General features: G+C 52.4%; 21 protein-coding genes and 5 tRNA genes. 20 read left to right on the top strand and 6 right to left on the bottom strand.

Features of this window, described 5'->3' with window-relative positions; all coding sequences use genetic code 11:
* Positions 1–3: 3 nt before the first annotated feature.
* Entirely contained in the window at positions 4–435 is a 432-nt protein-coding gene (locus tag ACFX4O_RS02325) for a helix-turn-helix domain-containing protein (protein ID WP_131406310.1), read from the bottom strand.
* A gap of 89 nt (positions 436–524) precedes the next feature.
* Between ACFX4O_RS02325 and ACFX4O_RS02320 the strand changes: the two genes are divergently transcribed.
* The 19 genes from ACFX4O_RS02320 to pnuC all read left to right on the top strand — a co-directional run bounded on the left by ACFX4O_RS02320 (position 525) and on the right by pnuC (position 14,251).
* Positions 525–1,721: an MFS transporter gene (locus tag ACFX4O_RS02320; RefSeq protein WP_380207000.1), complete on the top strand. Its 1,197-nt coding sequence runs from the start codon at positions 525–527 to the stop codon at positions 1,719–1,721.
* Positions 1,722–2,371: 650 nt separating this feature from the next.
* A complete protein-coding gene (cydA, locus tag ACFX4O_RS02315) occupies positions 2,372–3,940 on the top strand; it encodes a cytochrome ubiquinol oxidase subunit I (protein ID WP_017455947.1) in 1,569 nt (522 codons plus the stop codon).
* 15 nt (positions 3,941–3,955) lie between these two features.
* Positions 3,956–5,095, top strand: a complete 1,140-nt coding sequence (gene cydB, locus ACFX4O_RS02310) for a cytochrome d ubiquinol oxidase subunit II (RefSeq protein ID WP_131406311.1) — start codon at positions 3,956–3,958, stop codon at positions 5,093–5,095.
* 14 nt (positions 5,096–5,109) lie between these two features.
* Positions 5,110–5,223, top strand: coding sequence for a cytochrome bd-I oxidase subunit CydX (gene cydX, locus ACFX4O_RS02305; protein WP_004100325.1), 114 nt, complete (start codon positions 5,110–5,112; stop codon positions 5,221–5,223).
* Entirely contained in the window at positions 5,223–5,516 is a 294-nt protein-coding gene (gene ybgE / locus ACFX4O_RS02300) for a cyd operon protein YbgE (protein ID WP_380206997.1), read from the top strand. Before cydX ends, ybgE begins: the two co-directional genes overlap by 1 nt.
* Before the next feature lie 148 nt (positions 5,517–5,664).
* Positions 5,665–6,069 (top strand): tol-pal system-associated acyl-CoA thioesterase, encoded by a 405-nt coding sequence (ybgC, locus tag ACFX4O_RS02295; RefSeq protein ID WP_017455950.1) that lies wholly within the window; start codon positions 5,665–5,667, stop codon positions 6,067–6,069.
* On the top strand, positions 6,066–6,758 hold the full coding sequence (gene tolQ / locus ACFX4O_RS02290) for a Tol-Pal system protein TolQ (RefSeq protein ID WP_017455951.1): 693 nt from the start codon (positions 6,066–6,068) through the stop codon (positions 6,756–6,758). The genes ybgC and tolQ overlap by 4 nt, the downstream gene beginning before the upstream one ends.
* Before the next feature lie 3 nt (positions 6,759–6,761).
* Positions 6,762–7,190: a colicin uptake protein TolR gene (tolR, locus tag ACFX4O_RS02285; protein WP_017455952.1), complete on the top strand. Its 429-nt coding sequence runs from the start codon at positions 6,762–6,764 to the stop codon at positions 7,188–7,190.
* A 39-nt stretch (positions 7,191–7,229) separates the two neighbouring features.
* Positions 7,230–8,492: a cell envelope integrity protein TolA gene (gene tolA / locus ACFX4O_RS02280; protein WP_380206994.1), complete on the top strand. Its 1,263-nt coding sequence runs from the start codon at positions 7,230–7,232 to the stop codon at positions 8,490–8,492.
* A gap of 132 nt (positions 8,493–8,624) precedes the next feature.
* Positions 8,625–9,917: a Tol-Pal system beta propeller repeat protein TolB gene (tolB, locus tag ACFX4O_RS02275; RefSeq protein WP_017455954.1), complete on the top strand. Its 1,293-nt coding sequence runs from the start codon at positions 8,625–8,627 to the stop codon at positions 9,915–9,917.
* Positions 9,918–9,950: 33 nt separating this feature from the next.
* Complete coding sequence (gene pal, locus ACFX4O_RS02270) at positions 9,951–10,463, top strand: peptidoglycan-associated lipoprotein Pal (protein WP_017455955.1); 513 nt, start codon at positions 9,951–9,953, stop codon at positions 10,461–10,463.
* Between the two features lie 9 nt (positions 10,464–10,472).
* Complete coding sequence (gene cpoB / locus ACFX4O_RS02265) at positions 10,473–11,279, top strand: cell division protein CpoB (RefSeq protein WP_131406314.1); 807 nt, start codon at positions 10,473–10,475, stop codon at positions 11,277–11,279.
* Positions 11,280–11,443: 164 nt separating this feature from the next.
* Positions 11,444–11,519 (top strand) — tRNA-Lys (locus tag ACFX4O_RS02260).
* 122 nt (positions 11,520–11,641) lie between these two features.
* Positions 11,642–11,717, top strand: a tRNA-Val gene (locus ACFX4O_RS02255).
* Between the two features lie 3 nt (positions 11,718–11,720).
* Positions 11,721–11,796: transfer RNA gene (locus tag ACFX4O_RS02250), tRNA-Lys, on the top strand.
* Positions 11,797–11,933: 137 nt separating this feature from the next.
* Positions 11,934–12,009: transfer RNA gene (locus ACFX4O_RS02245), tRNA-Lys, on the top strand.
* A gap of 48 nt (positions 12,010–12,057) precedes the next feature.
* A tRNA-Lys gene (locus ACFX4O_RS02240) sits at positions 12,058–12,133 on the top strand.
* 316 nt (positions 12,134–12,449) lie between these two features.
* Positions 12,450–13,493 (top strand): quinolinate synthase NadA, encoded by a 1,044-nt coding sequence (gene nadA, locus ACFX4O_RS02235; protein ID WP_380207627.1) that lies wholly within the window; start codon positions 12,450–12,452, stop codon positions 13,491–13,493.
* A 38-nt stretch (positions 13,494–13,531) separates the two neighbouring features.
* Positions 13,532–14,251: a nicotinamide riboside transporter PnuC gene (pnuC, locus tag ACFX4O_RS02230; protein ID WP_380206991.1), complete on the top strand. Its 720-nt coding sequence runs from the start codon at positions 13,532–13,534 to the stop codon at positions 14,249–14,251.
* Here the strand turns inward: pnuC and zitB are convergent.
* Positions 14,248–15,180, bottom strand: a complete 933-nt coding sequence (zitB, locus tag ACFX4O_RS02225; RefSeq protein WP_131406316.1) for a CDF family zinc transporter ZitB — start codon at positions 15,178–15,180, stop codon at positions 14,248–14,250. The two genes, pnuC and zitB, sit on opposite strands and share 4 nt — an antisense overlap.
* 127 nt (positions 15,181–15,307) lie before the next feature.
* The gene (locus tag ACFX4O_RS02220; RefSeq protein WP_380207626.1) at positions 15,308–15,685 is read right to left on the bottom strand and encodes a protein YbgS; all 378 of its coding nucleotides are present in this window, start codon (positions 15,683–15,685) and stop codon (positions 15,308–15,310) included.
* A 318-nt stretch (positions 15,686–16,003) separates the two neighbouring features.
* On the opposite strand from ACFX4O_RS02220, the gene aroG reads away from it, so the two are divergent.
* Positions 16,004–17,056, top strand: a complete 1,053-nt coding sequence (gene aroG / locus ACFX4O_RS02215) for a 3-deoxy-7-phosphoheptulonate synthase AroG (RefSeq protein WP_380206988.1) — start codon at positions 16,004–16,006, stop codon at positions 17,054–17,056.
* A gap of 56 nt (positions 17,057–17,112) precedes the next feature.
* Here the strand turns inward: aroG and gpmA are convergent, their stop codons facing one another.
* From gpmA to galK, 3 genes are all read right to left on the bottom strand, one after another.
* Positions 17,113–17,865 carry a 2,3-diphosphoglycerate-dependent phosphoglycerate mutase gene (gpmA, locus tag ACFX4O_RS02210; protein WP_131406318.1) on the bottom strand — a complete coding sequence of 251 codons (753 nt, stop codon included), beginning with the start codon at positions 17,863–17,865 and terminating at the stop codon, positions 17,113–17,115.
* 210 nt (positions 17,866–18,075) lie between these two features.
* Positions 18,076–19,116 (bottom strand): galactose-1-epimerase, encoded by a 1,041-nt coding sequence (gene galM, locus ACFX4O_RS02205; protein WP_380206986.1) that lies wholly within the window; start codon positions 19,114–19,116, stop codon positions 18,076–18,078.
* Positions 19,110–20,258, bottom strand: coding sequence for a galactokinase (galK, locus tag ACFX4O_RS02200; protein ID WP_380206984.1), 1,149 nt, complete (start codon positions 20,256–20,258; stop codon positions 19,110–19,112). The genes galM and galK overlap by 7 nt, the downstream gene beginning before the upstream one ends.

The following is a 20,258-nucleotide window of genomic DNA, read 5'->3' as shown; positions in this document are numbered from 1 at the left end:
TGGCTACAGTTTTCGTACCTGCGTGTTTGCGGCGGTAAGGAGATGTCCGTCTGCCGCTTGCGGTTGCATCGGGGGAATGGCTTCTCCGCTTTGGCTATCGATCAATACTGAATGCGGTTCGTTTGGCGCGAAAAGATGCTGTTCGCCCCACTGGCGTAACGCCACGACCACCGGAAACAACGACTCGCCTCTTTTTGTCAGCACATACTCCTGATATGCAGAGCCATCTGATACGGGCTGCGTGGTGAAAATACCCGCGTCAACCAGTTTGCGTAGCCTGTCGGTAAGAATGTTGCGCGCCACGCCAAGACCTCGCTGAAAGTCGCCAAAACGCCGCGCGCCATCGAAAGCATCACGTACGATGAGCAATGCCCAGCGATCGCCAATCAAATCGACAGAACGCGCGACCGGGCAAGGTTGAGAATTCAGTGCCATAGCGAGTTTCCTGTTTGTTATTTTGGTTGCATTTTAAAACTAGATTGCCTACGCTTCAACCAGTTTCACTTTGCAACCAGGTTGAGGCTATGAATAAAAATACGCAGGCAACGCCACGTGGTTTAATCGCTCTGTTTGCGATAGCCAGCGGTTTATGTGTAGCGAATGTCTATTACGCGCAGCCATTGCTGGATGCACTGGCGCAAAGCTTTGGGATCAGCCAGGCGGCTGTCGGCGGTGTAGTGACGGCAACACAAGTGGGATCGGCGCTGGCATTACTGCTGTTAGTGCCACTGGGCGATCTTGTTGAGCGACGCCGGTTATTGTTGGTGCAGTTGCTGGCGCTGGTGGTTGCGCTTGCCGTTGTCGCGCTGGCGCAATCGGCTGCGATGTTGCTTTTCGGCATGTTGGCGACAGGGTTACTTGGCACGGCAATGACACAAGGGTTGATTGCCAGCGCGGCCAGTATTGCAAACGACCAAGAGCGGGGCAGGGTAGTGGGCGCAGCGCAAGGTGGTGTTTTTATCGGCCTACTGCTGGCGCGGATTTTTGCAGGGGTTATTAGCGATTTAGCAAGCTGGCGAGCGGTTTATGGCCTCTCAGCATCGCTGATGCTGGTGTTATTGCTACTGCTCTGGCGCCGGTTACCCGTCATGCGCAGCACGATGATTTCTGTCGGCTGGTTGCGTTTGATGGCCTCGATGCTGGGGCTGCTACGTACGGATCGCGTCCTGCAAATCCGTGGTGTGTTGGCGTTGTTGATGTTTGCCGCCTTTAATATTTTCTGGAGCGCAATGGTGCTGCCGTTAAGTGCGGCACCGTTTGGTTTCTCCCATACGGTAATTGGCTTGTTTGCCCTGGCGGGCGTTGCGGGCGCGCTGGTGGCAGCAAAAGCCGGGCGCGAAGCAGATCGCGGTAATGCGCAGCGCACAAGTATGCTGGCGCTCCTCTTGCTACTTCTGGCGTGGTGGCCGCTGTCACGGCTGGAATACTCTTTACCGTTGCTGATCGTGGGCATTGTTTTGCTCGATCTCGGCGGGCAGGCCTTACATGTCACAAATCAAAGCCTGATTTTGCGTACCGACGCATCTCAGCACGGCAGACTGGTGGCGTTATATATGCTGTTTTACGCCATCGGCAGCGGGTTGGGCGCGATGGCAACGACGGCGGTGTATGCTGTTTTCGGCTGGCAGGGGGTTTGTTTGCTTGGCGCAGCAGTAACTTTGCTGGCGCTTATCGTCTGGGTCGCATCCCGGCGCTGGATGCTTGTCAATAATAACCTGTAAAATAAAAGGGTATTCGTGTGCCAGGAAATAGTAAGAATAATCACTGAGCGGTGTTAAGTCTGATAATCGCGTAAGTGAAATAATTGTAAAATAAACAAGATAAACACCCGTTTTAATTCTACGACACCCTTCAGATGCCACGGTTGTCCCATTTTTTACATGAATGATAAACGTTAAATAAAGTCGCCATTATTTATCTTTAACCGCCGATTGATAACCATGGATGGCGTTAAAATGAACATGCTGTTAACAATGTTTTTACTGCGGTTATACATCGGATACAAAATTAACAATACCGAATAAAATTGATTTAAATCAATATTTAAAAGCTTGGAAAAGAAGCTGAAAATCGTTAAATTGTCGCCGATCAAATTGGTGCAAAAGTAGTAAATTCACTATAAATTGATCACTGTCGAAAAACGTAAAACTAACTCAATAAAAACCTTTTTATTGTAAGGGTTTTACGGAGTAATATATGCGTGAGATCAATTCGAGTTTTTTATTAACCTGGTTGTAACTTTTTTCATTCATTGTCACGCTTTATGTGATGTGAATAAAACAGTGCAGCAATTTTGTATTGGGGCATGCGTGTGAACCTTCGCTAACGGGGTTTACTCTCGGAGTCTTCATGCGATGAGCAAGGAGTCATAATGTTAGATATAGTCGAACTGTCGCGCTTACAGTTTGCCTTGACCGCGATGTACCACTTTCTGTTTGTGCCACTGACGCTTGGTATGGCGTTTCTGCTGGCAATTATGGAAACGGTCTACGTCCTCTCCGGCAAACAGATTTATAAAGATATGACCAAGTTCTGGGGCAAGTTGTTTGGTATCAACTTCGCACTGGGCGTGGCTACCGGTCTGACCATGGAGTTCCAGTTCGGGACTAACTGGTCTTACTATTCCCATTATGTTGGGGATATCTTCGGTGCGCCGCTGGCCATTGAAGGTTTGATGGCCTTCTTCCTCGAGTCAACGTTTGTAGGTCTGTTTTTCTTCGGTTGGGATCGTCTGGGCAAAGTACAGCACATGGCAGTGACCTGGCTGGTGGCTCTTGGCTCTAACTTGTCCGCACTGTGGATTCTGGTTGCAAACGGCTGGATGCAAAACCCGATTGCTTCTGATTTCAACTTTGAAACCATGCGCATGGAGATGGTGAGCTTCGCTGAACTGGTACTTAACCCGGTTGCACAGGTGAAATTCGTTCACACTGTGGCATCTGGTTATACCTGTGGCGCGATCTTCATTCTTGGCATCAGCTCCTACTACCTGCTGCGTGGGCGCGACATCGCTTTTGCTAAACGCTCTTTTGCTATCGCTGCTAGCTTCGGTATGGCTGCGGTGCTGTCTGTTATCGTGCTGGGTGATGAATCCGGTTACGAAATGGGCGACGTGCAAAAAACCAAACTGGCTGCGATTGAAGCAGAATGGGAAACTCAGCCTGCACCAGCGGCGTTTACCCTGTTTGGCGTGCCGGATCAGGATAAGCAAGAAAACAAATTTGCTATCCAGATCCCATACGCGCTGGGTATCATCGCGACCCGTTCTGTTGATACCCCGGTTATTGGTCTCAAAGATCTGATGGTGCAGCATGAAGAGCGCATCCGTAACGGTATGAAAGCGTATCAGTTGCTGGAGCAACTGCGCGCAGGTTCTACCGATCAGGCCATTCGTGACCAGTTCAATAACATCAAGAAAGATCTTGGTTATGGCCTGCTGCTGAAACGCTATACGCCGAATGTGGCTGACGCGACAGAAGCGCAGATCAAGCAAGCGACTAAAGACTCTATCCCACGCGTTGCACCGCTGTACTTCGCGTTCCGTTTGATGGTGGCCGCTGGCGTACTGATGCTGCTGATTATCGGTGCTTCTTTCTGGACCGTGATTCGTAACCGCATCGGTGAGAAAAAATGGCTGCTGCGCGCTGCGTTGTATGGTATCCCGCTGCCGTGGATTGCTATTGAAGCGGGTTGGTTTGTTGCAGAGTACGGCCGTCAGCCGTGGGCGATTGGTGAAGTGCTGCCGACCGCAGTTGCGAACTCATCGCTGACCGTTGGCGATCTGCTGTTCTCCATGATTCTGATTTGCGGCCTTTATACGCTGTTTATGGTGGCGGAAGTGTTCCTGATGTTCAAATTTGCTCGCCTTGGGCCGAGCAGTTTGAAAACAGGTCGCTATCACTACGAGCAGTCCACCGTGGCTTCTCAGCCGGCACGCTAAGACAGGAGTCGTCAAATGATTGATTATGAAATATTACGTTTTATCTGGTGGCTGCTGGTTGGCATTCTGCTGATTGGTTTTGCGGTCACCGATGGCTTCGACATGGGCGTGGGTATGCTGACCCGCGTGCTCGGTCGTAGCGACACCGAACGCCGCGTGATGATCAACTCCATCGCGCCGCACTGGGACGGTAACCAGGTTTGGCTGATCACCGCCGGTGGCGCGTTGTTTGCTGCCTGGCCGATGGTTTACGCTGCCGCTTTCTCCGGTTTTTATGTGGCGATGATCCTGGTGCTGGCTTCACTGTTCTTCCGTCCGGTTGGTTTTGACTACCGCTCGAAGATTGAAGATATGCGCTGGCGTGGCATGTGGGACTGGGGCATCTTCATCGGCAGCTTTGTACCGCCGTTGGTGATCGGTGTGGCATTCGGTAACCTGCTGCAAGGCGTGCCGTTCCACCTCGATAACGATATGCGCCTGTTCTACACCGGTAACTTCTTCCAGTTGCTGAACCCGTTTGGTCTGTTGGCAGGCGTGGTGAGCGTGGCGATGATCCTGACCCAGGGCGCGACTTATCTGCAAATGCGTACCGTCGGCGAACTGCATCTGCGTGCTCGTGCAACGGTACAGATTGCTGCGCTGGTTACACTGGTTTGCTTTGCATTGGCCGGTGTATGGGTGGTTTACGGTATCGATGGTTACGTGGTGACTTCCGTGATGAATCATCACGCAGCGTCTAACCCGTTAACCAAAGAAGTGGCGGTACAGGCTGGAGCCTGGCTGACCAATTTCAACAACATGCCTGTGCTGTGGCTTGTGCCGGCGCTGGGTGTGGTGTTGCCACTGCTGACCGTGCTGACGGCGCGTCTCGATAAAGCCGCCTGGGCGTTCGTGTTCTCTTCACTGACGCTGGCGTGCATCATCCTGACTGCTGGTATCGCCATGTTCCCGTTCATCATGCCGTCAAGCACCATGCTGAAAGCAAGCCTGACCATGTGGGATGCGACATCGACTCAGTTGACGTTGAACCTGATGACTTATGTGGCGTTGGTCTTTGTGCCGATCATTCTGCTGTACACCACCTGGTGTTACTGGAAAATGTTTGGTCGCATCACCAAAGAGCACATTGAAAGCAACACCCACTCTATGTACTAAGTAAGGAGCAGAATATGTGGTATTTCGCATGGATTTTAGGAACGCTTCTTGCCTGTGCTTTTGGAGTGATTACCGCGCTGGCGCTGGAACATGTTGAAGCGACCAAAGCCGGGAAAGAAGAACACTGATGGAAAAAATTATCGCAAACCTGTATGCGGTAATGGATAAGGGCCCGTTAAGGGCCCTTTCCTTAATAATGGCATTACTGCTGGCGGGCTGTATCTTCTGGGATCCCTCCCGTTTCGCGGCCAAAACCAGCGAGCTGGAGATTTGGCACGGGCTGTTATTAATGTGGGCGGTATGCGCCGGTGTTGTTCACGGTGTCGGCTTTCGCCCGCGCGCGCTTCACTGGCAGGTTTTTTTCTGCCCGCCAGTCGCTTTTCTGGCCCTGCTTGCGGGACTTGTTTTTTTCTTCGTTTGAATAAGAAATATCCGTTATCCTCATGGGCTTGCAAAAGCCCATAAATTTTTACTCTCTGTTTACCTCAACCCATTCCAAAGCCTCTTGCCCGCGCGTATAGTAGCGAAGTTTAAAAGCTCTAACTTTTTTTGCATTACCGGGATGTAAAGTGAATACAACGCTGTTTCGATGGCCGGTTCGGGTCTATTACGAGGATACCGATGCCGGTGGCATGGTTTACCACGCCAGCTACGTTGCTTTTTATGAAAGAGCCCGCACTGAGATGCTGCGCCACCATCACTTTAGCCAACAGGTTCTGTTGGCTGAGCGCGTTGCATTCGTGGTACGCAAAATGACGCTGGAGTATTTTGCACCCGCCAGACTCGACGACATGCTCGAAGTCCAAACGGAAGTTACATCAATGCGCGGGACCTCGATGGTTTTCTCGCAGCGGATTGTCAACGCAGAGAATAAAGTGCTGAACGAAGCTGAAGTGCTAATTGTCTGTGTTGATCCACTCTTAATGAAGCCTCGTGCGCTTCCCAAGTCTATTGTCGCGGAGTTTAAGCAGTGACTGACATGAACATCCTTGATTTGTTCCTGAAGGCTAGCCTTCTGGTCAAACTTATCATGTTGATTTTGATTGGTTTTTCTATCGCATCCTGGGCAATCATCATCCAGAGAACGCGCATTCTCAACGCAGCAGGGCGTGAAGCGGAAGCCTTTGAAGACAAGTTTTGGTCTGGTATTGAACTGTCTCGTTTGTATCAGGAAAGCCAGGGACGCCGCGATAATCTAAGCGGTTCGGAACAAATCTTTTATAGCGGTTTCAAAGAGTTTGCTCGCCTGCACCGCGCTAACAGCCACGCGCCAGAAGCGATTGTTGAAGGGGCATCAAGAGCGATGCGTATTTCGATGAACCGCGAACTGGAAACGCTGGAAAACCACATTCCTTTCCTTGGTACCGTGGGTTCTATCAGCCCGTATATTGGTCTGTTCGGTACGGTATGGGGGATCATGCACGCCTTTATCGCGCTGGGGGCGGTGAAGCAGGCGACGTTGCAAATGGTTGCGCCAGGTATCGCCGAAGCGTTGATCGCAACAGCCATCGGTCTGTTTGCTGCTATTCCAGCGGTTATGGCTTACAACCGACTGAACCAGCGCGTGAACAAACTGGAACTGAATTACGACAACTTTATGGAAGAGTTCACGGCTATTCTGCATCGCCAGGCATTTGCCAGCAGCGACAGCAACAAGGAGTAAGCCATGGCCAGATCGCGTGGACGAGGCCGTCGTGACCTCAAGTCTGAAATCAACATCGTACCGTTACTGGACGTGTTGTTGGTGCTGCTGCTGATCTTTATGGCGACGGCACCGATCATTACGCAAAGCGTTGAGGTTGATCTGCCGGATGCGACACAGTCGCAAACCGTCAGCACCAATGACGACCCTCCGGTCATTATTGAGGTTTCCGGTGTTGGACAGTACAGCGTGGTGGTGGAAAAAGATCGTATGGATCAACTGCCGCCGGAGCAGGTGATTGCGGAAGCGCAGCGTCGCCTGCAGTCCAATCCGAAAACCGTGTTCTTAATCGGCGGGGCGAAAGATGTGCCGTACGATGAAATCATTAAAGCGCTGAACCTGTTACATAGCGCGGGTGTGAAATCAGTCGGCTTGATGACGCAGCCTATCTGATCACCGGCTTAACAGGCGGACAGTTTTTGGGAACCGAGAGTGTCAAAGGCAACCGTACAAAACGACAAGCTTAAGCGAGCAATAATCATTTCGGCTGTGCTGCACGTAATCCTTGTGGCGCTGCTGATCTGGAGCTCGTTTGATGAGCATATTGATGCTTCTTCAGGCGGCGGCGGTGGCTCTGCGATTGATGCGGTGATGGTCGATCCGGGCGCTGTGGTGGAAAATTACAATCGCCAACAGCAGCAGCAAGCCAGTGCGCAGCGCGCTAAAGAGCAGCGTGAAAAACAGGCGCAACAGCAAGCGGAAGAACTGCGTGAAAAACAGGCTGCCGAGCAGGAGCATTTAAAACAGCTGGAGCAGGAACGTTTGCAGGCGCAAGAAGCAGCACGCGAACAGGCTGAACAGCAGAAAAAAGCGGAAGAGGCGGCAAAACAGGCTCAACAGCAGCAAAAACAAGCTGAAGAGGCTGCCGCGAAAGCTGCCGCTGACGCAAAAGTAAAAGCTGACGCGCAGGCAAAAGCAGCGGAAGAAGCGGCGAAGAAAGCGGCTGCCGACGCACAGAAAAAAGCGGAAGCCGAAGCCGCGAAAGCGGCCGCTGACGCACAGAAAAAAGCCGAAGCGGAAGCCGCGAAAGCAGCTGCTGATGCGAAGAAAAAAGCCGAAGCGGAAGTCGCGAAGAAAGCGCAGGCTGAAGCGGCTAAACAAGCCGCCGCCGAGAAAGCAGCGGCTGAAAAAGCCGCTGCAGCAGAGAAGGCCGCCGCTGAAAAAGCTGCCGCTGAGAAAGCAGCAGCGGAAAAAGCCGCCACTGAGAAGAAAGCCGCGGCGGCAAAAGCGGCAGCCGACAAAAAAGCGGCTGCAGAGAAGGCCGCAGCAGCCAAGAAAGCGGCAGCACAGAAAGCGGATGCCGCTGGCGTTGACGATCTGTTTGGCGATTTAAGCTCCGGTAAGAATGCACCGAAAACGGGTGGTGGAGCGAAAGGGAGTAATGCAGCGCCCGCCGGTTCTGGTAACACTAAGAACAATGGCGCGTCCGGTGCAGACATCAATAACTATGCAGGGCAGATTAAATCGGCTATCGAAAGCCGCTTCTATGACGCCTCCTCCTATGCGGGGAAAACCTGTACGTTACGTGTCAAACTGGCGCCAGACGGTATGCTGTTAGATATTCAGTCGGAAGGTGGCGATCCGGCGCTTTGCCAGGCTGCACTTGCTGCAGCGCGACAGGCAAAAATGCCGAAACCGCCAAGCCAGGCTGTATACGAAGTGTTCAAAAATGCGCCGCTGGACTTTAAACCTTAAGGTACACTTTCCCTCGCAATCTGCGGGGGTGATCGTGCAGAAGGTGTCCTGACGCGGGTAGTTTTGTCTTATTGAGTTTGTTAAAATTCTGCTAAATTATCGCGGGTTTTCCGCCCGGATAAGGGAGATATGATGAAGCAGGCATTACGTGTTGCATTTGGTTTTCTGATGCTGTGGGCAGCTGTGCTGCACGCAGAAGTACGTATCGAGATCACCCAGGGGGTGGACTCGGCACGCCCGATCGGCGTCGTGCCTTTCCAGTGGGGTGGTCCTGGCGCTGCGCCTGAGGATGCTGGCGGTATCGTTGCTGCGGATCTGCGCAACAGCGGCAAATTCAATCCACTCGATCGTTCACGTCTGCCGCAGCAGCCGGGTAGCGCTCAGGAAGTACAGCCAGCCGCATGGTCAGCGCTGGGCATTGATGCAGTGGTTGTCGGCCAGGTGACCCCGAATCCTGACGGCAGCTACAATGTTGCTTACCAACTGGTGGATACCGGTGGCGCACCGGGAACCGTACTGGCACAAAACTCCTTTAAAGTGAACAAACAGTGGTTGCGTTACGCCGCTCACGCTGCCAGTGACGAAGTATTCCAGAAACTGACCGGCATTAAAGGTGCGTTCCGTACTCGTATCGCTTACGTTGTGCAGACGGCGAACAGCCAGTTCCCGTATGAACTGCGCGTTTCCGACTATGATGGTTACAACCAGTTCCTGGTGCATAAATCTCCGCAGCCGCTGATGTCTCCGGCATGGTCACCAGATGGCTCCAAACTGGCATACGTGACGTTTGAGAGCGGCCGTTCTGCACTGGTTATCCAGACACTCGCTAATGGCAGTGTGCGTCAGGTTGCTTCGTTCCCGCGTCACAACGGTGCGCCGGCGTTCTCTCCGGACGGTTCTAAACTGGCATTCGCACTGTCGAAAACCGGTAGCCTGAACATTTACGTCATGGATATCGGCTCTGGCCAGATCCGTCAGGTGACCGATGGTCGCAGCAACAACACGGAGCCGACCTGGTTCCCTGATAGCCAGACACTGGCTTTCACCTCTGACCAGGCTGGGCGTCCGCAGGTTTATAAAGTGGGTATTAATGGCGGCGCAGCGCAGCGTATTTCATGGCAGGGTTCGCAGAACCAGGACGCGGATATCAGCAGCGACGGCAAATTTATGGTGATGGTTAGCTCTGACGGTGGTCAGCAGCACATCGCTAAACAAGATCTGGAAGCGGGTGGCGTACAGGTTCTGACGTCAACGTTCCTGGATGAAACGCCAAGTCTGGCACCAAACGGCACAATGGTAATCTACAGCTCTTCTCAGGGGATGGGATCCGTGCTGAATCTGGTTTCTACAGATGGGCGTTTCAAAGCGCGTATTCCGGCGACTGATGGACAGGTTAAATTCCCTGCCTGGTCTCCGTATCTGTAATAATAAATAATTGATTATAAAGGAATCAAAGAAATGCAACTGAACAAAGTGCTGAAAGGCCTGATGCTGGCTCTGCCTGTAATGGCGATCGCTGCATGTTCTTCTCACAAGAATGCAAGTGACCAGAGCGGCGAAGGCATGATGGGTGCTGGCACTGGCATGAACGGTAGCGGCAACATGTCCTCCGAAGAACAAGCGCGTCTGCAAATGCAACAGCTGCAGCAGAACAACATTGTTTACTTCGATCTGGACAAGTATGACATCCGTTCTGACTTCGCAGCGATGCTGGATGCTCACGCTAACTTCCTGCGTAGCAACCCGTCCTACAAAGTTACCGTTGAAGGTCACGCTGACGAACGTGGTACTCCGGAATACAACATTTCCCTGGGCGAACGTCGTGCTAACGCCGTTAAAATGTACCTGCAGGGTAAAGGCGTTTCCGCTGACCAGATCTCCATCGTTTCTTACGGTAAAGAAAAACCTGCAGTACTGGGTCACGACGAAGCGGCTTACGCTAAAAACCGTCGCGCCGTACTGGTTTACTAAGAGAATTGCATGAGCAGTAACTTCAGACATCATCTGTTGAGTCTGTCGTTACTGGTTGGCATAGCGGCCCCCTGGGCCGCTAATGCTCAGGCGCCAATCAGTAGTGTCGGCTCAGGCTCGGTCGAAGACCGCGTCACTCAACTCGAGCGTATTTCCAATGCTCACAGCCAGCTTTTAACTCAACTCCAGCAACAACTCTCCGATAATCAGGCCGATATTGATACGCTTCGTGGGCAAATCCAGGAAAATCAGTATCAATTGAACCAGGTGGTTGAACGCCAACAGCAAATTTTGCAGCAGATAGGCAATCTTAGCAGTGGCGGTGCGGCGGGACAGACGCAGCAGACGTCCGGCGATCAGAGCGGTGCGGCAACGCAGGCTCCGGCAGCGGATGCTGGTGCAAATACGGGGGCGACAACCAGTGGCGCGCCCGTACAAAGCGGTGATGCTAATACCGATTACAATGCGGCGGTTGCGCTGGTGCAGGATAAAGCCCACCAGGAAGATGCTATCGCTGCATTCCAGAATTTCGTCAAAAAGTATCCTGATTCAACCTACATACCGAATGCCAACTACTGGCTCGGCCAGTTGAATTACAACAAGGGTAAAAAAGACGATGCTGCTTATTACTTCGCTTCAGTGGTGAAAAATTTTCCGAAGTCGCCTAAAGCGCCAGACGCTATGTACAAGGTCGGTGTGATTATGCAAGACAAAGGGGATGCAGCAAAAGCGAAGGCGGTCTACCAGCAGGTGGTCAGTAAATACCCTGGCACCGAGGGTGCGAAACAAGCGCAAAAACGTCTTGGTTCGATGTAATGCATACCACAAGACCAGAAATCGAGCTTTTTCTGGTCTTGTCGCATGAATCATAAGCAGTTAAGTGATATACATCGAAATTGTTGTTGCGCTGAGTTCTTAAATCAGTAATATATGCCGCCGTTGCCAAGGGATATCACACAGACCTGAAGCAATGCGAAAGTGGGTCGTTAGCTCAGTTGGTAGAGCAGTTGACTTTTAATCAATTGGTCGCAGGTTCGAATCCTGCACGACCCACCACTTTAACATCCTGGCGAAGATGTTAAGCGTGAAGGATAGCGTTGCGTAGCAACGGCCCTTGGGCCGGGCAAAGCCTAAGCATCCTCACGAATACCGCTTAAAGTAGTATCCAGCGTAATATCGGGTGATTAGCTCAGCTGGGAGAGCACCTCCCTTACAAGGAGGGGGTCGGCGGTTCGATCCCGTCATCACCCACCACTCGGGTCGTTAGCTCAGTTGGTAGAGCAGTTGACTTTTAATCAATTGGTCGCAGGTTCGAATCCTGCACGACCCACCAATTTAACATCCCTGTAATGATGTTAAACGTGAAGGATAACGTTGCGTCAGTAGCGTCCGGCTAAAACCGAACTATCCTGCACGATCAACCACTTAATGTGGTCATAATAAAATTATCTTCGAAGTCGCTACCCGTATGGGTCGTTAGCTCAGTTGGTAGAGCAGTTGACTTTTAATCAATTGGTCGCAGGTTCGAATCCTGCACGACCCACCACTTTAACATCACGTTGGTGCTGGTTAACTTCGAAGAACAATCCCGAAAGGGTCGTTAGCTCAGTTGGTAGAGCAGTTGACTTTTAATCAATTGGTCGCAGGTTCGAATCCTGCACGACCCACCAATGTAAAAAAGCGCCCTAAAGGCGCTTTTTTGCTATCTGTTCAACTTAAAGATTCGACAAAATTGTCGGGAACAATTTTGAACAACGCGCAGCGTTGGCACGCAGGGCGAGCAAAGAGAGTCATCCTCCACGATCCACCAATGTAAAAACGGCGCTAGCGGCCCTTTTCTGCTTTCCACTCTCTCGCAAAATTTCCCACGACATTTTTTGCTCAATCAGCTATCTTGTTTAGTATATAAAACACCAGTGCGCTAATGACGTCACACATTCGCATTGTTCTGGTAATTAAGTTAAGCAAGCAAAACGAGTAAGCATGATGAGCGTAATGTTTGATCCTGAAACTGCAATCTATCCGTTTCCGCCAAAACCCACACCGCTAAACCTGCACGAGAAGCAGTTTTACCGCGAGAAAATCAAGCGCTTGCTCAAAGAGCGAGATGCGGTGATGGTTGCGCACTACTATACCGATCCGGAAATTCAGCAACTGGCGGAAGAAACCGGCGGCTGCATCTCTGATTCGCTGGAGATGGCGCGTTTTGGTGCCAGACATTCCGCCTCAACGCTGCTGGTAGCAGGCGTACGTTTTATGGGGGAAACCGCCAAAATCCTCAGCCCGGAAAAAACCATCCTGATGCCGACATTGCATGCGGAATGCTCGCTTGACCTTGGCTGCCCAATCGAGGAGTTCGGCGCTTTTTGCGATGCACACCCGGATCGTACCGTGGTGGTTTACGCCAACACCTCTGCGGCTGTGAAAGCGCGTGCCGATTGGGTTGTGACCTCAAGTATTGCGGTGGAGTTGATCGAGCATCTCGACAGCCTTGGCGAGAAAATTATCTGGGCTCCGGATCGTCATCTTGGCAACTATGTACAAAAACAGACCGGCGCGGATGTGCTGTGCTGGCAGGGCGCGTGCATCGTACATGACGAATTTAAAACGCAAGCGCTAACGCGCATGAAAGCGCTTTATCCTGATGCTGCCATCCTCGTGCATCCAGAATCGCCGCAGTCAGTCGTGAACCTGGCAGATGCTGTCGGCTCAACCAGTCAGCTTATTGCCGCGGCAAAAACGCTGCCAAATAAGGAACTTATCGTCGCGACCGATCGCGGTATCTTTTATAAAATGCAGCAAGCCGTGCCGGAAAAAGAGTTGCTGGAAGCGCCTACGGCAGGAGAGGGAGCAACGTGCCGCAGTTGCGCGCATTGTCCGTGGATGGCGATGAACGGTCTAAAAGCGATCGCTGAAAGCCTGGAAAACGGTGGTGCGGAGCATGAAATCCACGTTGATGCCGCGCTGCGTGAAGGCGCGCTGTTGCCGCTTAACCGCATGCTGGATTTTGCGGCTACACTACGTTCTTAGTGAATAATCAATGCGTAGCAATACGCTGTGGGGAAAGAATGGATTTTTTTAGTACACAGAATATCCTGGTGCATATTCCGATTGGCACTGGCGGGTACGATCTGTCATGGATTGAAGCCACAGGCACACTGGCAGGCTTATTGTGCATCTGGCTTGCCAGCCTTGAGAAGATCAGCAATTACGCGTTTGGTCTGATCAACGTCACGCTGTTTGCGATTATTTTCTTCCAGATCCAACTGTATGCCAGCTTACTGCTGCAGCTGTTTTTCTTTGCCGCCAATATTTACGGCTGGTATGCCTGGTCGCGGCAAACCTCGCAGAATGAAGCTGAATTGCAAATCCGCTGGCTGCCGTTACCCAAAGCGATGAGCTGGCTGGCGGTATGTGTGGTAGTGATAGGCTTGATGACCTTTTTTATCGATCCGGTCTTTGCTTTCCTGACGAAAATCGCCGTTGCCGTCATGCAAGCGTTGGGGCTGAACGTGGTCATGCCGCAATTGCAGCCCGATGCGTTCCCGTTCTGGGACTCCAGCATGATGGTGCTCTCCATCGTGGCGATGATCCTGATGACGCGCAAATACGTTGAGAACTGGCTGCTCTGGGTGGTGATTAACGTGATAAGCGTGGTGATCTTCGCGCTGCAGGGCGTCTGGGCGATGTCACTGGAATATCTGATCCTGACCTTTATCGCCCTTAACGGCAGCAGGATGTGGATTAATAGCGCGCGTGAGCGGGGTTCTCACGCGCTTTCGCATTAATGTGAGTGTGAATGGTGGTGGTCAGGCTGCGTCTCGCCCAGATGGCAATCTGGCCCACTACAGGGCTGGTACTCCATCTGCACCGTCGCATGCTCTATCTCATAATGATGCGCCAGAAAGTGGTGGATCTCACCCAGCAACTTGTCATGGTCGCGCGGTGGGATCACCTGTACATGCAGCGTCATGAGCAGTTTTTCGCCGACCAGCCAGACATGTACGTGATGAACATCGCGAACCTCAGGGATAGCGCGTCTCAGATGTCGCTGCAACGCGCCAATATCCATCGAGCCCGGCGCACCTTCCAGCAGTTCGTTAACGCTCTCTTTCATTAGCCGCCATGCACTGCGTAACACCAGCGCAGAAACCAGCACCGAGAGTATCGGGTCAATCGGTGTCCAGCCAGTGAACAAAATCACCAGCGCTGCAGCGATGGCACCAACAGAACCCAGTAAGTCACCCAGCACATGCAGCGCGGCGGCGCGGACATTGAGGTTCTTCTCTTCGCTCCCCCGGTGCAGTAACCAGAATGCCAGCACATTGGCCACAAGTCCCGCAATCGCGATAACCATCATGGTCAAACCTGCAACGGGTTGCGGATGGGTGAAACGCTGAATCGCTTCCCAGACAATCCATACGGTAATCAGCACCAGCGCCAGTGCATTTATGAACGCCGCCAGCGTGGTCAGACGCAACCAGCCAAACGTGCGATGCGCACTGGGTGGCTGGCGCGCAAAATAGACCGCTAATAACGCAAAAAGCAGCGCAGCGGCGTCGGTCAGCATATGGCCGGCATCGGCAAGCAACGCCAGAGAGCCGGACACCAGGCCGCCAACCACTTCGATAACCATAAAAACAGCGGTAACGACAAAGGCCAGCAACAGGCGGCGGGCGTTGGCATCAGCGGGAGTATGCGAGTGTGAATGCGCCATGGGCGGGTCGTTCCTTGTAATTATTTTAACGCCTTACATCATTACAGATTTTTCAGTTTGCGGGGGAGATCGGAGAGAAAAAAGTAAGGAGAGCCGAAGCTCTCCCAGGTCGTTTATGCACCGGATTTTACTGTGTTGTGCCATCGGTTTTCTTATCGACGCTATGGTTGTTACCGCTTTCGGTTTCAACCTTTTTATTCACATCCGGGCAGCGACCGTCTTTACACATGGTGTTTTTATGCACCTCATCTTTGCTCATATGCTGCTTTGCGCTGTGATGGGTGGTCGAATTGGTATTCATGCTACCGTTGTTAATCTGGCTGTTATCCACGTTGTTTGGCGCAACATTCTGTTTTGCGTCCGGTGCCGGTTGACCCGCAGCCGCTGCGGCATTGGCATCGCCGTTACTGTCGTTGGAAGATGCTGCATCGGCAGCGTAAGCTGCGCCACCTGCGAACGTCAGCGTCGTCGTTAGTAAAAGTGTCGCTAATTTATTCATTTTCATCATGATGCTCCTGTTGCGGTCGTTTTTACCGCCCTTGAGGCCAGTAAAAGCAGCGCGAACGAATTATCACGCTCAGTGGTTTAAGATGCCATTCCTGTGCAATATGGCAGCATGGAATAGCGATAAAACGAAAAATAAAAGTGTTAACAGTTAAAAAGTGTAGTGCTGATATCTCCACTCGCTACTTTTTAACGCAATTTGCCCGTATTCCAGGAATTATCCGGCTGAAGTGTAAAATCGCGTTTACACTTCGCGGCTGACGAGATAGATTGGAAAGATTGCATTCATCAAAAAAAGTATGGCCAGACTGGAACGAACATGAATTATCAGAACGACGACTTACGCATTAAAGAGATCAATGAGTTATTACCTCCTGTAGCACTCCTTGAAAAATTCCCCGCCACTGAAACCGCCGCCAACACGGTCTCACATGCCCGCAAAGCGATTCACAAGATCCTGCGCGGTAATGACGATCGTCTGCTGGTGGTTATCGGACCGTGTTCCATTCATGATCCTGCGGCGGCGAAAGAGTACGCTTCGCGTCTGCTGGCACTGCGGGAAGAACTTAAAGGCGATCTGGAAATCGTTATGCGCGTTTACTTTGAAAAACCGCGTACCACGGTGGGCTGGAAAGGGCTGATTAACGATCCGCACATGGATAATAGCTTCCAGATTAACGACGGTTTGCGTATTGCGCGTAAGCTGCTGCTGGAAATCAACGACAGCGGTTTACCGGCGGCGGGGGAATTCCTCGATATGATCACCCCGCAATACATGGCCGATCTGATGAGCTGGGGGGCGATTGGCGCGCGAACGACGGAATCTCAGGTGCACCGTGAGCTGGCTTCCGGTCTCTCGTGCCCGGTGGGGTTCAAAAACGGCACCGATGGCACGATTAAAGTCGCCATTGACGCGATTAACGCCGCAGGTGCGCCGCACTGCTTCTTATCCGTCACCAAATGGGGCCACTCCGCCATTGTGAACACCGCCGGTAACGGTGACTGCCATATTATCCTGCGCGGTGGTAAAGAGCCGAACTACAGCGCAAAACATGTTGCGGAAGTAAAAGTTGGCCTGCAGAAAGCGGGGCTGGAGCCGCAGGTAATGATCGACTTCAGCCATGCCAACTCCAGTAAACAGTTCAAGAAACAGATGGAAGTGGGCGCGGATGTTTGCCAGCAGATCGCCGGGGGTGAAAAAGCCATTATCGGTGTGATGATTGAAAGTCATCTGGTGGAAGGCAACCAGAGCCTGGAGAGCGGTGAACCGCTGGTATACGGTAAAAGTGTTACCGACGCCTGCATCGGTTGGGAAGACACTGAAACTCTTTTGCGCCAACTTGCGGCGGCGGTAAAAACGCGACGCAGTTAACGGTTGCACAAATAAAAAAGCGTGGAGGGCTCCACGCTTTTTTTATGGGCGAAAACTTACTTCGCTTTGCCCTGGTTCGCTACCGCAGCAGCTTTCGCGGCGATCTCATCCGCATTACCCAGGTAGTAGTGTTTCAGCGGTTTGAAGTTTTCGTCGAACTCATAGACCAGCGGCACGCCAGTTGGGATATTCAGTTCGAGGATCTCTTCTTCGCTCATGTTATCGAGGTATTTCACCAGCGCGCGCAGGGAGTTACCGTGAGCGGCGATGATCACGCGCTCACCGCTTTTCAGGCGCGGCAGAATGGTGTCGTTCCAGTAAGGAATGACGCGATCGATGGTCAGCGCCAGGCTTTCGGTCTGCGGCAGCTCGGCATCGGTCAGTTTTGCGTAGCGCGGATCGTGGCCCGGGAAACGTTCGTCATCTTTGGTCAGCGCTGGCGGAGTCACAGCAAAGCCGCGACGCCACTGTTTAACCTGATCGTCACCGTATTTTTCAGCGGTTTCAGCTTTGTTCAGACCCTGCAGCGCACCGTAATGACGCTCGTTGAGTTTCCAGCTTTTCTCTACCGGTAACCATGCCTGATCCAGCTCGTCCAGCACGTTCCACAGCGTATGGATGGCACGTTTCAGCACCGAGGTATAAGCAAAATCGAAGGTGTAGCCTTCCTCTTTCAGCAGTTTGCCTGCCGCTTTCGCTTCGCCAACGCCTTTTTCAGACAGATCAACATCGTACCAACCGGTGAAGCGGTTTTCGTTGTTCCACTGGCTTTCGCCATGACGAACCAGAACCAGCTTAGTAACAGCCATACACTTACTCCTGTGAGCCTGATTGAATGATAACAATTCTCATTATATTGCCGTGAAGATGCTCCCGGCAACGGTTACCCATAACCATAGCGAAAATAGCCGCCGAGTGTAAGGTGCTTGTGAATCGGGGGTTATGGTTTTGTCGACAAGTGGCGCTTATTTCAGCAAAGCGGGTAGAAAAAGCCCTCCAAACGGAGGGCGGGGGGATTATTACTGCGCAATAAAGTGGTATTCCGTCAGGCTGACATAAACATCGCCGGGAAGTAAGAAGCAGTCCGGCTGCGGGAAATCCGGGCGGTTCGGGCTGTCAGGCAAAAATTCGCTCTCCAGTGCCAGTCCTTGCCACGCATTATAGGTTTTGCCACCGCGCGCTGGCGTTCCTTCCAGATAATTACCGGAATAGAACTGGAGCGCAGGCGCGCTGGTATATACCGTCATTTGCAGCTGTTTATCCGCTGACCACAGATGCGCGGCGGGCTGGCTGACATCGCCTTTTGCCTGCAATAAAAACGCGTGATCGTAACCTTTCACAACGCGTTGATCGTCCTCGGCCAGAAAATCCTGCGCCACGGTTTTCGGTGTGCGGAAATCAAAACTGGTCCGCTCAACGTTTTTTAACCCGTCAGTCGGAATGCCCATCTCATCAACAGGCAAGTAGGCATCCGCCAGCAGTTGCAACGTGTGGTTGCGAACATCTGACTGATCGCCATCAAGGTTGAAATAAGCGTGGTTAGTCAGATTGACCGGGCACGGTTTATCGGTGGTTGCACGGTATTCAATGGCGAGCCGGTTATCGTCACCGAGGCGGAAATGCGCCCGTGCATGAACGTTACCCGGGAATCCCTGATCGCCATCCGGCGAATTTAGAACAAAGACCACTTCGTCATCATTCTGCCGCTCTATCAACCAACGCCGTTTATCGAACCCTTCCGGGCCGCCATGCAGCTGATTTTCACCCTGGCTTGGCGTCAACGTAAAGGTGTGACCATCCAGCGTGAAGCGACTTTTGGCGATACGGTTGGCGTAACGACCTACCGACGCGCCCAGATACGCCGATTGTTGTAAATAGTGTTCCGGTGTGGCGCAGCCCAGCAGCGCTTCACGCACGGAACCATCTTTTAACGGTACGCGCGCGGATAACAGCGTCGCGCCCCAGTCCATCAATGTCACCACCATCCCGGCGCTATTGCGCAGGGTGATCAGGCGAAAGGGCAGCCCGTCCGGGGCTGCTGCAGAAGCTTCGTTTAGCACTGTCCTGCTCCCTGTGAAGGTTTGCAAACATAGAAGGTTTCTTTGATACCGGTTTTAGCTTCGTACTGGCTTTCTACTGCCTGTTTCACCGCCGGTACCAGTGCTTCCGGTACCAGTGCGACAACACAGCCGCCGAAGCCGCCGCCCGTCATGCGTACGCCGCCCTGGTCACCGATGGTCGCTTTGACAATCTCAACCAGCGTATCGATCTGCGGGACGGTAATTTCAAAATCATCACGCATTGAAGCATGAGATTCGGCCATCAGCACGCCCATGCGTTGCAGATCGCCTTTCTCCAGCGCTGTCGCGGCTTCTACAGTACGGGTGTTTTCGGTCAGCACGTGGCGCACGCGTTTAGCGACCAGCGGATCCAGCTCATGTGCCACTGCATTGAACTGGTCGATGCTAACGTCGCGCAGCGCTTTTTGCTGGAAGAAGCGCGCACCGGTTTCACACTGCTCGCGGCGCGTGTTGTACTCACTGCCAACCAATGTGCGTTTAAAGTTACTGTTGATGATGACAATCGCTACGCCTTCTGGCATCGACACCGCTTTGGTGCCCAGCGAGCGGCAATCGATCAGCAGGGCGCTGCCTTTTTTGCCCAGCGCCGAGATAAGCTGATCCATGATGCCGCAGTTACAGCCGACAAACTGGTTTTCCGCTTCCTGACCATTGAGCGCAATTTGCGCGCCGTCCAACGGCAGATGATAAAGCTGCTGGAACACGGTACCGACTGCCACTTCCAACGAGGCCGATGAACTTAAACCCGCGCCCTGCGGTACGTTGCCGCTGATGACCAGATCCGCGCCGCCAAAACTGGCATCGCGTTTTTGCAGGTGTTTCACCACGCCGCGCACGTAGTTTGACCACTGCTGGCTGTCGTGAGTCACAATCGGCGCATCCAGCGAGAACTCATCGCTCTGGTTGTCATAATCGGCAGCGATCACCCGAACGATGCGGTCAGTACGCGGTGCGCAGCTAATGACCGTCTGGTAATCAATGGCGCACGGCAGAACAAAACCGTCGTTATAGTCGGTATGTTCGCCAATTAGGTTCACACGACCCGGAGCCTGAATGGTATGGGTGGCAGGGTAGCCGAATTTTTCAGCAAACAGGGATTGTGTGTTCTCTTTCAGACTCAT

It is taken from the genome of Kosakonia sp. YIM B13571 (assembly GCF_042788095.1).
GTDB lineage: Bacteria > Pseudomonadota > Gammaproteobacteria > Enterobacterales > Enterobacteriaceae > Kosakonia > Kosakonia quasisacchari.
This window is presented reverse-complemented; position numbering and strand designations above follow the sequence as displayed.

Coding starts and splice junctions, on each gene's coding strand:
- gpmA (WP_131406318.1), bottom strand. CDS start 17,865: ATGGCTGTTACTAAGCTGGTTCTGGTTCGTCATGGCGAAAGCCAGTGG.
- pal (WP_017455955.1), top strand. CDS start 9,951: ATGCAACTGAACAAAGTGCTGAAAGGCCTGATGCTGGCTCTGCCTGTA.
- ybgE (WP_380206997.1), top strand. CDS start 5,223: ATGGAAAAAATTATCGCAAACCTGTATGCGGTAATGGATAAGGGCCCG.
- ACFX4O_RS02220 (WP_380207626.1), bottom strand. CDS start 15,685: ATGAAAATGAATAAATTAGCGACACTTTTACTAACGACGACGCTGACG.
- cydA (WP_017455947.1), top strand. CDS start 2,372: ATGTTAGATATAGTCGAACTGTCGCGCTTACAGTTTGCCTTGACCGCG.
- tolB (WP_017455954.1), top strand. CDS start 8,625: ATGAAGCAGGCATTACGTGTTGCATTTGGTTTTCTGATGCTGTGGGCA.
- galK (WP_380206984.1), bottom strand. CDS start 20,258: ATGAGTCTGAAAGAGAACACACAATCCCTGTTTGCTGAAAAATTCGGC.
- ACFX4O_RS02320 (WP_380207000.1), top strand. CDS start 525: ATGAATAAAAATACGCAGGCAACGCCACGTGGTTTAATCGCTCTGTTT.
- cydX (WP_004100325.1), top strand. CDS start 5,110: ATGTGGTATTTCGCATGGATTTTAGGAACGCTTCTTGCCTGTGCTTTT.
- aroG (WP_380206988.1), top strand. CDS start 16,004: ATGAATTATCAGAACGACGACTTACGCATTAAAGAGATCAATGAGTTA.
- cpoB (WP_131406314.1), top strand. CDS start 10,473: ATGAGCAGTAACTTCAGACATCATCTGTTGAGTCTGTCGTTACTGGTT.
- tolR (WP_017455952.1), top strand. CDS start 6,762: ATGGCCAGATCGCGTGGACGAGGCCGTCGTGACCTCAAGTCTGAAATC.
- pnuC (WP_380206991.1), top strand. CDS start 13,532: ATGGATTTTTTTAGTACACAGAATATCCTGGTGCATATTCCGATTGGC.
- cydB (WP_131406311.1), top strand. CDS start 3,956: ATGATTGATTATGAAATATTACGTTTTATCTGGTGGCTGCTGGTTGGC.
- nadA (WP_380207627.1), top strand. CDS start 12,450: ATGAGCGTAATGTTTGATCCTGAAACTGCAATCTATCCGTTTCCGCCA.
- ACFX4O_RS02325 (WP_131406310.1), bottom strand. CDS start 435: ATGGCACTGAATTCTCAACCTTGCCCGGTCGCGCGTTCTGTCGATTTG.
- zitB (WP_131406316.1), bottom strand. CDS start 15,180: ATGGCGCATTCACACTCGCATACTCCCGCTGATGCCAACGCCCGCCGC.